We start from the raw sequence: 14,110 nt of genomic DNA on the forward strand, positions 1-14,110 counted from the left end.
GACCGTCCCGGTCCGCGCGCCTCCTTGCGCAGCACTTCCTCGCCGATGCCCAACAACCCCTCGGTCTTTCGAACGATCAGGTTGAATTGAATTTCATCGCTGATCAGCCGCAGCTTTTCGGCGACGAGTTTGGCCGCTTGAACTCTCTTCTCAAGCGCTGCAGTCGGACCACCGACCTTTTCGGCCTGATCTCGAATGAAATAATCGACCAGCAGTTCGGATTTTTCCGTCAGATCCGCGAACGCGGCCGCACCGCGTTCGCGAACGAACGTGTCCGGATCGAATCCCGACGGGATGAAGATCCCGCGCCCCAGCAGCCCGGCCTGCAGGAAAATCTCGAGCGCCCGCATCGACGCTTTCCGCCCCGCCGCGTCGCCGTCGAAGCATGCGATCACATTCTTCGTGTATCGGCTCAACACGCGAAGCTGCTCGACCGTCAGCGCCGTGCCGCATCCCGCGACCGCTTCCTTGAAGCCGGCCTGCCACAGCGCAATCACGTCGAAATATCCTTCGACCAGAATCGCGCGATCCTTTCCTGATGACGCGCTCGACGAAATCGCCTGCCGCGCTTCGAACAGCCCGTAGAGCGTGCGCGTCTTCGAATACAGCGGCGATTCGGGAGAGTTGATGTACTTGGGGAGCCGCGCGTCCAGCACCCGGCCCCCGAATGCGATCGCGCGCCCTTGAGCGTCGCGAATCGGGAACATCACGCGCCCGCGAAACATGTCGTAAGTCTCGGCGCCGATTGCGACGTTGCCGTCTTTCCTGATCAGCCCGACTTTGACGCCCGCCTCGCGCAGCCCGCGCTTTTCTAGCGCCTTCGCCAGCGACGCGGGCCGGCTCGGTGCGTAGCCAATCATGAACGCACGCGCCGTCTCGACGCTGATCCCACGCGACTTCAGGTAGTCGCGCGCCATCGCTCCGTCAGTCGTGTTCCACAGCACGTGTGCGAAAAATTCCGCCGCGACCTCGCTCGCCTTGAGCATCGCTTCGCGTTCGCCCGCGGCCGGCCCCGCTACATCGTGCTCGGGCAGAGTCACGCCGTATTTTTTCGCGAGCGACCGGACTGCCTCCGGAAAGGTGAGCCCCTCGACCCGCGTAATGAAATTGAAAACGCTGCCGCCGACGCCGCATCCGAAGCAATGGAAAAATCCGCGCTCGGCGTTCACCGAGAACGACGGCGTCTTCTCATTATGGAACGGGCACAGGCCGACGAAATTTCGCCCCGCGCGACGTAGCCGCACGTGCGCGCCGACAATCTCGACGATATCGGCGCGCGAGCGGACTTCCTCGATTTTGTCGTCGCCGAAACGTCCCATCAGCCGCCCATCACTTTATCACTGTCCGCAAACGCTCGGGGAAGTTCGTCATGATACCGTCAACCCCACATTCGATAAGCGCGCGCATGCGAGCGTCCGCGTCCACCGTCCAGGTGTAGACCTTGAGCCCGCGCTCATGCGCCGCCTTGCACAAGTCTGCCGTGACCATGTCCCAGCGCGGATTGATCGAATGCGCCCGCATCGCAACCGCGTTTATCATCAGGTCAACCGGCTTTTCGTCGGCGAGCAAAGCGATGCGAATATTAAAATGGATCTGCTGAATTTTTTTAAGATAGTCCCAGTCGAAGCTCGAGACGATACTGTCGCCGAACGCGTCGCGCGCCTGCATGATCTGCGCAACCTGATGCTCGAGCCCGCCGGCTTTGAGCTCGATATTCAGCCCGCACTTGCCACTGGTCACTGAAAAAACTTCGTCGAGCGTCGGGATCCGCTCGCCCTTGATTATTCCACCCTTGAACTTCGCGCCGGCGTCGAGCCGCTTGAGCTCCTCGAGCGTCAACTCCGCAACTTCGCCGGTGCCATCAGTCGTGCGCTCGACGGTCTCATCATGAATCACGACAACGGCACCGTCGCGCGTGAGCTGAACGTCGAGCTCGCACATATCCACCCCCGCGTCGATAGCGGCGCGAAAAGCGCTCAGGGTGTTCTCGGGAAAAGTACCGCTCGCCCCGCGATGGGCTATGTTCAGCACAGCCCGCCTCCACCACGATGGAAGAATAGAAAACTGATAATGATCAACTCTACGCGCTCATCGAGCGCACGCGCAAACCCGTCCGGCGTAACTGTCAACAATCGAGGGTCATTTTCCCAGAGGCTGGATGGCGACAAACAGAGGGAAACCCAGTTCTGTTTGAGGACCACTTATGATACTGGCTGGCGCGACGTCGCCATTGCTCCCGGGCGGATAGACAAACACGGCCGCGGTGCCGTTCCCGAAGCCGTCGATGTCGACCACGTAGATATTGCCATTGGAGTCCAGCGCGATCGCCAATGGAAAGCCCAGGTCGGTGTCCGGCCCGCTGATGGTGGCGATGGGAGATTCGTCGAGGCGACCTGTGCTACTTCCCACCGCCGGATAGACGAGCACGTTGGCGACGGGGTACCACTGCGTCACATAGATGTTGGCGCTGGAATCCACCGCGATGCCGTCGATGTAGATCAGGCCGGTGTTGCTCCCCGTGATGGTGGCGACCGGATGCTCGTTACGCCTTCCGCGGCGGTTTGCCAGCGCCGCATAGACATACACTTTTGGAAGTATGTGGCCCCCATACAAGACGTTGCCCGGCTCCGCCACATAGATGTTGCCGCTGGAATCCACTGCGATCCCGTCTGAGCCTTGCTTGCCATTTTTGATCAGGCCGATCACCGCAATGGGAGCGGCGTCGCCATCGCTCCCCGCCCGATAGACCAACACTTTCCGCGCGTCCGCCACATAGATTTTGCCGACGGAATCTATCGCGATCGCGTCTGGGTGTTTGAGGCCGGTCTTTCGCCCGCTGATGGTGGCGATGGGGGCTGCGTTGCCATTACTCCCCGCCGGATATACGAGCACGCTGGGCGGCGGGCAACACGGGTAGTAGAGGTTGCCGCGTTCCGACAGATAGATGTTGCCGCTGGAATCCAGTGCCATGCCAGTTGCGTCGCCCAGGCCGGTGAGCACACTCGTGTTGATGGTGGCGACGGGAGCGACGTTACCGTTGCTCCCCCGAGGATAGACAAACACGCTGTCAGCGTCCCCGTCCACCAGATAGATTTTGCCGCTGGAATCTACCGCAACTCCGTTCGGACCATCCAGCCCGGTATTGCTCCCTTCGATAGTGGCAATCGGGACCTCGTTGAGTAATCCGGTGCTGTTTCCCACCGGCGAATAGACTGTCACTCCGCCCGAGTTGCTGGCCACATAGATGTTGCGGCTGGAATCCAGCGCGATGCCCCACGGGAAGCCGAGGAGAGTGTTGTTCCCGCTGATGGTGGCGGTGGGAGACTCGTTGAGCAGTCCGGTGCTGCTTCCCAGCGGCGGGTAAATAAACACGCTCGCGATGCCAGTCTCGAGGCCGATGTCGCATACGTAGATGTTGCCGCTGGAATCGAGCGCGATGCCGTATGGCGAATTCAACCCGCTTTTGATCCCGCTGATAGTGGCTATGGGGGCGACGTTGCCGCTGCTCCCCGCCGCATAAACAAACACGCTGGCCGGAATCGGTGGGGAGGCGCTGGAGTTGCCGCCGTCCGCTACGTAAATGTTGCCTTTGGAATCGACTGCGATGCCCTCTGGATGTTTCAGCCCCGTGCTGCTTCCGCTGATGGCAGTGATTGGGGATTCGTTAAGCGCCCCGGGGCTGTTTCCCAGTTGCGGATAGACCAACACGCTGCGGCCGAGCAGGTCGGCAACGTAGATCTTGCCGCTGGAATCGATCGCTATGCCTTGCGGATAGATCAGGCCGGTGTTACTTCCGCCGATGACGGCGATGGGAGCAGCATCGCCGTTGCTCCCCGGAGCGTAGACGGTAACGGTGCCGCCGTCACAGGTGTTGGTGGCGTAAATGTTCCCACTCGCGTCAACGGCCACAAATTGCGGTATGGAAAGACCGGTAGGCGCCGGAGTCAGCGGGGAGACATCGCCGTTGCTCGCCGCGGAATAAGCCGTCACTGCATAGGAGCAACGGTCCGTAACAAACACCGCCGGGCCGAGCTCCGCGCGATAGGCGCGGCCCGAAAAACCAGAAAGGCAGGCAATCGGTAACGCCGCCACCCAAAACATCGCGATCGCACCGAGCCGCACTCCCCCCGTTAATACCTTCACCAATCCTTTCCCCCGATATGCCGTTCAGCAAATTGTGTCCGTCAACTCAAAGTGACCCGAAGCTACCACTTTGACTGTCCAAACCTGCCCCCGCTAGAGTCCAACGGATTCCGGATAGGTATTGGGTCAGTTTGACAAACTGACCCACTACCCTCCCGCTTCGGCCTTCCAAGCCATTTTTGCTCCGCGAATCACCCCCTCGAAAGTAATCGGCGCGGATGCCAAACTTCTGCATGGAAAAATCGCGGGCACGGCGGCCCGCGCTACCAAGTCCATGCGGCGGGCGGCGGCCGAGTACTGAATCAAAAATGAGCGGTCACTATCTGTGAAAAAAATCCTCATCCTTGGCGTCAACGGCTTCATCGGCCATCACCTGACCAAACGGATTATCGAGACAACCGATTGGCAGGTCTATGGCATGGACATGAGCACCGACCGCGTCAGTGAATGGCTCGAGAATCCACGCTTCCACTTCTTCGAAGGCGACATCACCATCAACAAGGAATGGATCGAGTACCACGTGCGCAAATGCGACGTGATCCTCCCGCTGGTGGCGATCGCGACTCCCGCCACCTACGTGCAGGAACCGCTGCGGGTGTTCGAGCTGGACTTCGAGGCCAACCTGCCGATCGTGCGCCAATGCGTAAAGCACAAGAAGCGCATCCTGTTCCCCTCGACCAGCGAAGTGTACGGCATGTGCCGCGACCCCGAATTCGACGCGGATGAATCCGAGCTGGTTTACGGACCGATCAACAAGCCGCGCTGGATCTACGCCTGCTCGAAACAATTGATGGACCGCGTTATCCACGCCTATGGGATGAGCGAAGGCCTCGACTACACTCTGTTCCGCCCGTTCAATTGGATCGGCTCGGGGCTCGACAGCATCTACACGGCCAAGGAAGGTTCGAGCCGCGTCATCACCCAGTTCCTCGGTCACATCGTGCGCGGGGAACCGATCAAGCTCGTCGATGGGGGCAAGCAGAAGCGCGCGTTCACTTACGTGGACGACGGCATCGCGGCGCTGATGCGCATCATCGAGAATCCTGCCGGCCGCGCCACGCGCCAGATCTACAATATCGGCAACCCGGTCAATAATTTTTCGATCCGCGAGCTGGCCGAGATGATGCTGGCGCTGGCCGCCGAATACGACGAATACCGCGAGAACGCCGCGAAGGTGAAACTGATACCGGCCACTTCGGAAGCCTACTACGGAAATGGCTACCAGGACGTCCAGAACCGCGTTCCAAAGATCGAGAACACCAAAGCCGATCTCGACTGGGCGCCGTCGGTTTCGATGCCGGAAGCGCTGCGGCACATCTTCGACGCCTACCGCGACCACGTCGCCGCCGCCCGCGACCTGACAATGACCTGAGCGAGTGCGGGCCGATCACCATGCGACGCGCATCGGCATCCAGGCGAAGTTATACGCGGGCGATCTTCCGCACGCACGCGCATCTCGCGGATGAAGCGGCGGGCATCCTCGTCGCAGCCGGCGCCATCGGATGCGCCGTTGCCGGGATGAAACTACCCCGCGCACGCGAGCAAAAAACCGTCGCGCTGGAAGCCTACTTCGACGCAATTTCCGCAAATGAACTGTCGCGCCTGAAACTCTCGCTCGAGCAGGCCGGGATGCTCGCGGACGGCGCGGCCGTCGAGGGCGCGCGAAGAATCGTAGATCCCGGATGGTCCACTCTCTGGATGAAACGCTTCGGCCCGTTTCGCGTCGGCCGTCGAATCCTGATCGTCCCGCCGTGGAAGCGCGTGAGCGAGCCCGGACGCACCACCATCGTAGTCCAGCCGGCGCAAGCGTTCGGCACCGGACACCATCCCACTACGGCCGGCGCTCTGCGCGCGCTGGAATCTATCGTCATCGCGCACGCGCCGAAGTCTGTTCTCGATGCCGGCACGGGCTCCGGCGTCCTGGCTATCGCCGCCGCGCTGCTGGGTCACCGCGCCGCCGAAATGGTCGCCATCGATATCGATCCGACTGCCCTGGAAAACGCCCGCGCCAACGCCCGCCTGAATGCCGTCGAGAAATCGATCCGATTCTCGCCGGTGCCGCTCGCTTCGATTCATCGCCACTTCGATTTGATCGTGGCGAATATCCTGAGCGGCACGTTGATCGAACTCGCCCCGCATCTGAAACGAATCGTGGCGCCCGGTGGACGACTGATCCTCGGCGGCTTTCTTGCCGACGAAGCCGACGAAGTGCTGAGCCACTACCGCTCGCCCCTCCGATGTCTCAGCCGCAAGACGCATCGCGGATGGACCACGCTCGTGATGGCGCGAGCGCCACGCTGATGCCATCGTCGCCGCCGCGCTTCGCGATTGCACGCGCGCCGGACGCGTCCGGCCTCGTCCACATCGAAGGCGCGGAGTTGCGCCACATGCGCACCGTCCTGCGATTGGGCGTCGACGCGCGCGTGTCGCTGCTCGACCCGGCAGGCACGGAGCATCACGGCGTGATCGAGCGTTACGAACGCGACCGCGCTGTGATCCGCGTCCAATCATCATCGCCCTTGCCCGCTCGACCTCAAATCATCCTCGCCGCCGCGATCATCAAAGGCCCGCGGATGGACTTCCTCGTCGAGAAGGCGGCCGAGTTGGGCGCCTCGGAGCTATGGCCTCTTGTTTGTGCGCGCGGATTGGTCCGCTCCCCGGGCGCAGAGCGCCTCGCGCGATGGGCCCGGCTCGCACTCTCCGCCGCCAAGCAGAGCCATTCTGCCGTCGCGATGGAAGTGCATGCGCCGGTCGCCATCGACGACTTGATTCGCGGCGTCCGTCCCGCAACGCTGGCGATTATATGCGCGCAAGGCGGAAAGCCGCTCGGCGAGGTAATTCGACGCGTGCATCCGCGTGCGATATTGATAGCGGTCGGACCTGAGGGCGATTTCGACGACGCCGAACGCGCGAAACTCGCGAACGCCGGATTCGTCGCGACCGGACTCGGACCGAATCGCCTCAGGAGCGAGACAGCGGCTCTAGGAGCCGTTAGCATAGCACAGGGGATGCTTCACGATGGGCAGGGGTGGTCAAGCGAAGATGCCGAATAGAAAAAAGAGGGGGGAATCCAAATTCGCCTTCATCATGGACCCGCTCGATCGGGTACTGGTCGACAAGGACACGACGTTCGTATTCATGCTCGAGGCGCAATTCCGCGGGCACGAAATATATTTTCTCGGGCTGCGCGACTTGTACGCGCGCGGCAAGCAGGTCTTCGCGCGCGCGCGGCAATGCGAGCTGACGCGACGCGGAAATCCTCACTACAAGTTTCTCGATGACGGCATCGAGTATCCGATCGAACATTTCGACGCGGTCTTCATGCGCAAGGATCCGCCCGCCGATGCGGCCTATCTTTACGCGACGATGCTGCTCAGCCTGGCCGACGAACGACAAACATTCGTGCTGAACAATCCCGCCGGTCTGCGCGAGGCCAACGAAAAGCTCTACTCGCTGAATTTCCCCGACGCGATTCCGCCGACGCTCGTGACCTACGAAATTCCAAGGCTCAAGGCCTTCCTTGTCGAACAGGGCGGCGAGATGATCGTGAAGCCGCTCGACGGACACGGCGGCGAGGGCGTGTTTCTCGCGACCTCCAAGGATCGGAACCTGGGCGCGATTCTGGAAACGGTAACGCAGTTCGAGACGCGGCTCATCATGGCGCAACGCTATCTACCCGAGGCTCGCAAGGGCGACAAGCGGCTGATCGTGCTGAACGGCGAGCCGGTGGGATGCATGCTGCGGGTGCCGCGTGACGACGAGCATCGCGGGAACATCCACGTCGGCGGCAATTGCGTGAAGGCGCCGATCACCGCACGCGATCGCGACATCTGCCGGATGCTGAAACCGCGGCTCGAGCGCGACGGACTTTATTTCGTAGGCCTCGACATCATCGGCGACTACCTGACCGAGGTGAACGTGACGAGCCCGACAGGGGTGCAGGAAATCGACCGGCTCGACGGCGTCAACCTGGAAGGCAAGGTGATCGATTTCGTCGAGTCGCGCGTGGCGGAGCTCAAGCGATGAGGAGCCGTTGCAAGGCGCGGCAATCACCGGTACGAATGGTAGGTTCCACCTGATCGCATCGCGCGAACGCGTCCAATCACGGTGGGCAGGTAGCTCAGTCGGTAGAGCAAAGGACTGAAAATCCTTGTGTCGAGTGTTCGATTCACTCCCTGCCCACCAAAAAAGCCCGATAAATCTTAGAGTTTTTATTCTCCAACTGCCTTTTGATCGGCTGACATGGGCTCAACATGGGCAGTCCTCTTTAGCGGCACTACATTCGCCGCCTTTTTCGGCTGCGCTGCGAGATGCTCAGTAACGCGATCCATCGCGACGGCGAGATCATCCTCGGTCACGATGTCATAGCGCCGGAAGATCGACGCGGTCTTGTGGCCGGTGACTGCCATCGCGGTGTGTTCCGGGACGCCGGCGCGAACGAGGTTGCGCACGGCCGTTCGCCGCAGATCGTGGACAAGGATTGCTCCGAGTCCCGCTGTGTCGCAGGCGGTCGCCCAGCTCTTCCGGAACAGCCCGATCGCGCCGCCGTCATCACGCCGGAATACGTTCGGGCATTCTGGCGAACGCTGGGCATCCGCGCGTTCAATGATTGCCTTAAGCTCACCGCGGAGCGGCAGGGTTCGGCCCGACTTGCTCTTAGATTTTTCGGGACGTAGGCGGACGACTCCGCCCGCGAGATCAACGTCGCGCCATTCGAGCGCGCGCATTTCTGAGACTCTCCACCCCGAGTGATAGAGAAACGCAACTGGATCGCGGAGATCCTCGGGCAGAGCGTCATGAAGCCGGAGAAATTCCGCGTGGCTCAGGAAGCCCGAGCGCGCATTGTTTTCTTCCAGCATCGGGATATATGGGCGTGTTGCGACTCGCCCGGCGCGCTCCGCGAGACGAAATGCGCGCTTGAGAGCGGCGAGCGACCGGTTGATCGTCGCGTTCGCCGCGCCGTCCGCTTGCCGTTTCGTTATATAGGCCGTGACGCGATCCGTCGTGATTTCGAAGGCGCGGCAATCTTTTCCGAAGTAGGCGACCAGATGCGCTAGCGGCGATTTGATTACGCTCGAGCGCCGGCCGTTCGCAGTGTACTCATCCTCGATCATCCTTTTCAGATCGGCGAGCGTCGTCTTCTCGACGTCAGGCCCGACTGGTTTGCCGGCAGCGGCTTCGCCGATCCGTTTCTTTAACAGACGTGCGGCAACGGCCTGATTGCGAGATTCTGAGTTTTCGCGGATTCGCTTTCCGCGCACGCTGTACTGGATGTACCAGACGGTTGAGGTTTTGATCTCGCCAGTTTTCCTGTCTTTGTAGGTCGGCTGAAAAATCAACCCGGTGCCTCGTGCTTTCATCGGGCTTTAACCTCTGCTTCGAGCGCCACGACGTACGCTTCAAGGGCAGCCGTCGTGATTGCCTGTACCGTCGATCCTCTGAGGATCGCCTGGATTTTGACTCGCTTGAGTAGGTCCGGGGAAAGACGAACGGACAGCATCGTCATACTATCCACCGCGCGTTGGATTCGGTCAGGCGTGGGGGTTTTGGTACCCGCGGTCATTGCTTCGTTATGTGGTGTCGGTGGGCCCTTGGGCGGCACCGGCGCTCCCGTTTTTTTATTTGAAGTTTTCATTCATGTCAGATTGCCAGCTTACCAGCTTGTTGTCAAGCCCGCTGAACGGCAATCCAACGGACCATTCCTTGCTCTGAAACCAACAGCACCTTGCGCGACAGACGCTTCACGAATGGCAGTCTCTTCGCGTTCCGGTAGAACCATCGCGGCGACCGTCCGAGCTTTGCCGCGGCCTGGTCGACAGATAGCCAGTTCACGTCTTCGCTTTCGTGACGTTCAGCCGGCGCGTTCAAGAGTCGTGCGGTCAGCGTCGTTTGCACGGCCGCGAGCTGCGCGAGCGCGATCGGGATTTTGTCGGCGGTAACAGTTTCGGCCCACGATGACAGCTCGATCGATTCCATCACGCCGCATCCTCCGATTGATCAACATCCGGTGTGACCAGGCGCAATCCAACACCACGCCAGACGAGCGCGCGCTTCCCATTGATGGTGCTTTTGCCCTCGCCGATTCCGCGCAAGTGCCGCTTCAATGCCAGCGAGAACATCGTCGCCGTCATCGGCTGCCGGTCATGACGCAGCGCGTACGCGTTGAAGTGTTGATGTAGTTGCTCCTTCGCGATCTCGATCTCAGAAGCGGTCACCACTTCGCGGGACAACCAGGCCGAAAACGGATCCGTCGCCGTGCGGAATTCCTCGTGCGCGCGCCGGCAGCTCTCGGGCTCGGGCAACCCGTTCTTGAGCAGACCAGGTAGCGCATCGAGCGCGCGGTTGAGCACTCCGCTTAACTCGGAAGGCGATGACAACTCCCGATCAAGCTCTTCGCGATTACGCTCCGCTTCCGTCCCGCGGAACTTTTTCTCGAAAGGTACGACGAGCCATCGCTCGAAAAAGGCGTCGGACGCATCGCGACTGATCGGCGGTTGGTTCGATGAGAACACCAACCGAGCGAACGGCCGGAAGGAAAACTGGTCTCGGAATTTGAATTCAGCCGGCACAAGATCACCGCCGGTTATCGACTTGAAGATCGCGCTCGTTTCGAGATGCTGCGATGGGAGGTCCGCAAAGACGTTTGCCAGCTTGCCGATCAGCATCGACGCTGCGAAGCGGTCTTCCTCTAACTTTTGCAGCGTGACCGCTGAGACATTCGCCAGACCAAGGAACGCGATCAGTGACGCGAGAAAAACCGATTTACCTGACCCGGCCTCGCCGAGTAGAAGGATCGCTTTCTGCAAAGCAGTAATCGGCAGCATCAAATATGCGATGATCGCCCAGGGCAACCCGTCCTCCACCGCGTCCGCCGGCCACGTCTCTTTGATCTGTCGCTCCCAAGCCGGGCAGTTCGCATCCTTGACGTAGATCACTGGAAGCTGAACGGTCGACAGGAACGTCGGATCGTGCGGGCGTAGCTTCCCGGTGTGCACGTCAACCAGACCATTAAGGACGTTCAGCGTCTCGAGCGATGGTGCGTTCGGCAGTTCCGGAGCATCGGTTCGCAGATACTCTTCAGTCTCGGACGCTAGCCGCGTAGACCATGAGTCCTGAACATGATTGGCGCGCAAGATCGCCTTCGTATATTTGGCAACGGTTTCGGCTCCGCGCGGCTGGTAAACTCCGCGGCGATATCTCCATAGCCGACGTGCGCCCCATGTTTCGAATCCGTCCTGCGCGAAATACTCCGGAACGTCCTTAATGACCTCCGCGACGTGCGGAGCCTTCGGCTTCATGACGCCTGGCGCCAACGCGAGATTCTTCCTGCTCATCCGCTCCCCCACTCCCACCACGATTCGAAAACTGCAACGGGCGCCAACCCGGCAACAGCTCCGTCCTATTCGGCTTCCGCCAATCTCTCGATCGCCCGGCGCGGAATCATCAACCGCCTTCCGATTTGACGGGCAGGAAGTTGCCCTTCAGCGATCGCAGTGCGGACAGTCCGCACATCAACGCCGATCTCAGCGGCGGCTTTTTGGCAGGGAAAGAAAAAGACCGGATTCGGTGTTTTCCGTACTCATACGCTCGACTATGCACGAGTCGGCGCGTGCCTAAAATTTCACTGCGGACTTTTCGTAATGGCATCGGTGTCTGTGGTGTCCGAGGTTCCCTCTATTTAAGTTTTGTTGGCCAGAATAAACTTAAATAGGGATAACCCCGGACACCCCGGACAGGTCGGACAGTAAAAATCAAAGGAGAGGGAATCGAAATGAAGCGCAGACCTTCATTTAACTTCACGGATCAAACGCGCCTCAAGCAAAGCGTAGAAGAATTCGGGAGATGGGTAGAGGACGAGCTGAAATCTCTTGCTGAGGACGTTCAAGAGAACCGGAAGGCAGCCATCGCCGCTCTTGCCGAGAATGACAAAGCTGTCTATGCAATCAGCAAGAGGCTAACCGAACTCTCGGCAGAAATACGGAAGCTTGGCGGCTCTAAGATAGTCCGATAAAACCGCTCTTTTGGCACGCATATTGCTGCGACAAGCCGGACACAAAGATTTCGTAACCTTGGTTCGGCGCTAACCACTTGATAACAAAAAGGAATATCGGGGCATGGGCTGAACATAGGCGGGGTTTGAAAACGGTATGCAGCTCGTGGCGCCAAACCGCTATGCGCATGCGGCCAAATCGTCGCACCCCATGATCTCGCGAATTTCTTCATAGGTGAACCTTCTAGCGAGTCGAGCGCGCTCGTATGTTCCACGCCTCACGCCCGCCAGGTGATCGGGATGGAGATCAAGCCCAACCCAGCGCCTACCTAACACCTGCGCCACGGTTGCGGTTGTTCCTGAACCGATAAAAGGATCGAGAACCAGATCCCCCGATCGCGAACCAGCGAGGATGCAGGGCTCAATCAGTTTCTTGGGATAGGCGGCCAAGTGGACGCCGCGGGTAGGTTCACTCGTTATGGTCCAGACGTCACGCTTGTTCCGCAGGCCGCCCGTCACGGCCGGTTCCATGATGGCTTGGGCGTCGTAGTGATAGGTCTCGCTCTTCGATAACAAGAACAGGTGCTCATAAGACCGCGCAGGCCGATCGTGAACGTCTTCGGGGAATGGGTTTCGTTTCTGCCAAATGATGTCTGATCTTAGAAACCAGCCGTCGTCTCTTAACGCCTGGGCGACGCGCGCCGGCATCATCAGTAAGTCCTTGGGCTTGGCGCCGGTATTCTGTTTGACGCGCCCGGGAAAGTGGCCGTTGCCCGCCTGTTTAGGCCAGCGCTCCGCGTCCCTGTGACCACGGCCGGCGTGCGAATAACTGTCGCCTAAGACCAGCCAGAGCGTTCCGTTATCTTTCAGGACGCGCCGCACCTCGCGGAACACTTCGACCATTGCGGCGACGTATTCCGCCGGCGTCGGCTCGAGCCCGAGTTGACCAGCGACGCCATAGTTGCGTTGCGCCCAGTAGGGTGGGGACGTTATGCACGTCTGTACGCTGCGATCTTTGAGCCCTATATGGCGGGCATCCCCCTGAATGAGCACCGATCAATCCTATTCAGCGCGCGGTTGCTGTCAACTGGTTGATGGGGTTTGACATCTGGTATTCGAACGAATAGTCACAGCCAAGGCTAAGCGGACTAAAAGGGGGTTTCTATGAAAAATGCTAGGCACCACGTCAAGCAGCCCATTATCGAAATGAAATCGACGTGGCCAGGCTCTCGCGACGCAATGAAGGGCGAGATACTCGCCTTCCTGAAGAAGAACCAAGACGCTCTAACGAAAGAGGTGGTTACAGCCTTTGCTCATGAGAGCGGCCCAGCCGGCGTCGGCCGTTTCTCGTTCACAACGCATATCGGTCCGGCGCATGCGGGGCAGCCGGACGCGATTGCCGAGATCGCCGCTTCCGCAGTTGTTAATTGCGTTAGCCGTACCTCTTACCGAATAGGTCAGGTTGATTTGCAGTTTTACGACGTGCAATGTGATTCCGTCTGAGCTTCTGGCTTGAAACGCTTGCGTCCTCAGTCGCCAAACTGCGACGCGCCCGTACTCGTACCTTTCGGATACACTGGCGGACTAGTTCGACTTCGCATTGAAGCAAACCGGACCCTCGCTCGCGCTGTGAGCTACGCAGAGGGTAATCGCACCCGTGAACTTGTTGGTGCGCCAAAGAAAAATCCCATCCCCCGAAGCACGCGAATCGTATATACCGCCGATCAACATCGCGGCAACGATTAGACCGGCTGCGACCACGATTGCCGTACTAAAATTTCGAGCCATTGCCCTCTACCCTCACGATTCTTTCTTAGAACCAAGTCGGGAGTGTTTCCATCGTCCTAGATGCGCTCTTTCATAGAGTGCCTGCACCGCGCCTAAAGCGCGCTTATGCTCCCAGTCCGAAATTTCTTTGTATCCCGCCGATCCCGCGAAATAGGGTTTGTGAAGTGGGTGCGACGGGTCTTTCCCCAT

The 14,110-nt window shown here is 59.9% G+C and carries 15 protein-coding genes, 1 tRNA gene and 1 pseudogene; 7 read left to right on the top strand and 10 right to left on the bottom strand.

Annotated features, from left to right (window positions below; translation table 11 throughout):
- The 3 genes from dnaG to WB650_RS18445 all read right to left on the bottom strand — a co-directional run.
- Nucleotides 1-1,319 (bottom strand): DNA primase (dnaG, locus tag WB650_RS18435; RefSeq protein ID WP_423961518.1); only part of this gene is annotated, 1,319 nt, incomplete at its 3' end.
- Nucleotides 1,320-1,329: 10 nt separating this feature from the next.
- Entirely contained in the window at nt 1,330-2,031 is a 702-nt protein-coding gene (locus tag WB650_RS18440; protein WP_422307313.1) for a glycerophosphodiester phosphodiesterase, read from the bottom strand.
- A gap of 108 nt (nt 2,032-2,139) precedes the next feature.
- Complete coding sequence (locus tag WB650_RS18445) at nt 2,140-4,143, bottom strand: NHL repeat-containing protein (RefSeq protein WP_422307311.1); 2,004 nt, start codon at nt 4,141-4,143, stop codon at nt 2,140-2,142.
- A 325-nt stretch (nt 4,144-4,468) separates the two neighbouring features.
- Between WB650_RS18445 and WB650_RS18450 the strand changes: the two genes are divergently transcribed.
- The 5 genes from WB650_RS18450 to WB650_RS18470 all read left to right on the top strand — a co-directional run bounded on the left by WB650_RS18450 (nt 4,469) and on the right by WB650_RS18470 (nt 8,328).
- Entirely contained in the window at nt 4,469-5,515 is a 1,047-nt protein-coding gene (locus tag WB650_RS18450; RefSeq protein WP_422307309.1) for a bifunctional UDP-4-keto-pentose/UDP-xylose synthase, read from the top strand.
- Between the two features lie 20 nt (nt 5,516-5,535).
- Entirely contained in the window at nt 5,536-6,444 is a 909-nt protein-coding gene (locus tag WB650_RS18455; protein ID WP_422307307.1) for a 50S ribosomal protein L11 methyltransferase, read from the top strand.
- Nucleotides 6,444-7,196: an RsmE family RNA methyltransferase gene (locus tag WB650_RS18460; protein ID WP_423961520.1), complete on the top strand. Its 753-nt coding sequence runs from the start codon at nt 6,444-6,446 to the stop codon at nt 7,194-7,196. Before WB650_RS18455 ends, WB650_RS18460 begins: the two co-directional genes overlap by 1 nt.
- Complete coding sequence (gene gshB / locus WB650_RS18465; RefSeq protein ID WP_422307303.1) at nt 7,186-8,169, top strand: glutathione synthase; 984 nt, start codon at nt 7,186-7,188, stop codon at nt 8,167-8,169. The genes WB650_RS18460 and gshB overlap by 11 nt, the downstream gene beginning before the upstream one ends.
- An 83-nt stretch (nt 8,170-8,252) precedes the next feature.
- A tRNA-Phe gene (locus tag WB650_RS18470) sits at nt 8,253-8,328 on the top strand.
- A gap of 26 nt (nt 8,329-8,354) precedes the next feature.
- Here WB650_RS18470 and WB650_RS18475 read toward each other — a convergent pair.
- The 5 genes and pseudogenes from WB650_RS18475 to WB650_RS18495 all read right to left on the bottom strand — a co-directional run.
- Entirely contained in the window at nt 8,355-9,503 is a 1,149-nt protein-coding gene (locus WB650_RS18475; protein WP_423961523.1) for a tyrosine-type recombinase/integrase, read from the bottom strand.
- On the bottom strand, nt 9,500-9,778 hold the full coding sequence (locus tag WB650_RS18480; protein WP_423961525.1) for a hypothetical protein: 279 nt from the start codon (nt 9,776-9,778) through the stop codon (nt 9,500-9,502). The genes WB650_RS18475 and WB650_RS18480 overlap by 4 nt, the downstream gene beginning before the upstream one ends.
- Before the next feature lie 32 nt (nt 9,779-9,810).
- Nucleotides 9,811-10,119 (bottom strand): hypothetical protein, encoded by a 309-nt coding sequence (locus WB650_RS18485; protein ID WP_423961527.1) that lies wholly within the window; start codon nt 10,117-10,119, stop codon nt 9,811-9,813.
- The gene (locus WB650_RS18490) at nt 10,119-11,477 is read right to left on the bottom strand and encodes a DNA primase family protein (RefSeq protein ID WP_423961528.1); all 1,359 of its coding nucleotides are present in this window, start codon (nt 11,475-11,477) and stop codon (nt 10,119-10,121) included. Before WB650_RS18490 ends, WB650_RS18485 begins: the two co-directional genes overlap by 1 nt.
- A gap of 65 nt (nt 11,478-11,542) precedes the next feature.
- Nucleotides 11,543-11,668, bottom strand: a pseudogene (locus WB650_RS18495) (helix-turn-helix domain-containing protein); the annotation flags it as partial.
- Between the two features lie 246 nt (nt 11,669-11,914).
- On the opposite strand from WB650_RS18495, the gene WB650_RS18500 reads away from it, so the two are divergent.
- Nucleotides 11,915-12,154, top strand: a complete 240-nt coding sequence (locus WB650_RS18500; RefSeq protein ID WP_423961530.1) for a hypothetical protein — start codon at nt 11,915-11,917, stop codon at nt 12,152-12,154.
- A gap of 159 nt (nt 12,155-12,313) precedes the next feature.
- Here the strand turns inward: WB650_RS18500 and WB650_RS18505 are convergent, their stop codons facing one another.
- Nucleotides 12,314-13,186, bottom strand: coding sequence for a DNA-methyltransferase (locus WB650_RS18505; protein WP_423961531.1), 873 nt, complete (start codon nt 13,184-13,186; stop codon nt 12,314-12,316).
- 111 nt (nt 13,187-13,297) lie between these two features.
- Between WB650_RS18505 and WB650_RS18510 the strand changes: the two genes are divergently transcribed.
- Nucleotides 13,298-13,636 carry a hypothetical protein gene (locus tag WB650_RS18510; RefSeq protein ID WP_423961533.1) on the top strand — a complete coding sequence of 113 codons (339 nt, stop codon included), beginning with the start codon at nt 13,298-13,300 and terminating at the stop codon, nt 13,634-13,636.
- 81 nt (nt 13,637-13,717) lie between these two features.
- On the opposite strand, the gene WB650_RS18515 is transcribed toward WB650_RS18510, so the two are convergent.
- The gene (locus WB650_RS18515; protein ID WP_423961535.1) at nt 13,718-13,921 is read right to left on the bottom strand and encodes a hypothetical protein; all 204 of its coding nucleotides are present in this window, start codon (nt 13,919-13,921) and stop codon (nt 13,718-13,720) included.
- Nucleotides 13,922-14,110: the final 189 nt, after the last annotated feature.

Origin of the sequence: Binatus sp. (SeqCode), assembly GCF_049584895.1 — a bacterium.
GTDB lineage: Bacteria > Desulfobacterota > Binatia > Binatales > Binataceae > Binatus.

Coding starts and splice junctions, on each gene's coding strand:
- WB650_RS18455 (WP_422307307.1), top strand. CDS start 5,536: ATGCGACGCGCATCGGCATCCAGGCGAAGTTATACGCGGGCGATCTTC.
- WB650_RS18460 (WP_423961520.1), top strand. CDS start 6,444: ATGCCATCGTCGCCGCCGCGCTTCGCGATTGCACGCGCGCCGGACGCG.
- gshB (WP_422307303.1), top strand. CDS start 7,186: ATGCCGAATAGAAAAAAGAGGGGGGAATCCAAATTCGCCTTCATCATG.
- WB650_RS18475 (WP_423961523.1), bottom strand. CDS start 9,503: ATGAAAGCACGAGGCACCGGGTTGATTTTTCAGCCGACCTACAAAGAC.
- WB650_RS18480 (WP_423961525.1), bottom strand. CDS start 9,778: ATGAAAACTTCAAATAAAAAAACGGGAGCGCCGGTGCCGCCCAAGGGC.
- WB650_RS18485 (WP_423961527.1), bottom strand. CDS start 10,119: ATGGAATCGATCGAGCTGTCATCGTGGGCCGAAACTGTTACCGCCGAC.
- WB650_RS18490 (WP_423961528.1), bottom strand. CDS start 11,477: ATGAGCAGGAAGAATCTCGCGTTGGCGCCAGGCGTCATGAAGCCGAAG.
- WB650_RS18500 (WP_423961530.1), top strand. CDS start 11,915: ATGAAGCGCAGACCTTCATTTAACTTCACGGATCAAACGCGCCTCAAG.
- WB650_RS18510 (WP_423961533.1), top strand. CDS start 13,298: ATGAAAAATGCTAGGCACCACGTCAAGCAGCCCATTATCGAAATGAAA.
- WB650_RS18515 (WP_423961535.1), bottom strand. CDS start 13,921: ATGGCTCGAAATTTTAGTACGGCAATCGTGGTCGCAGCCGGTCTAATC.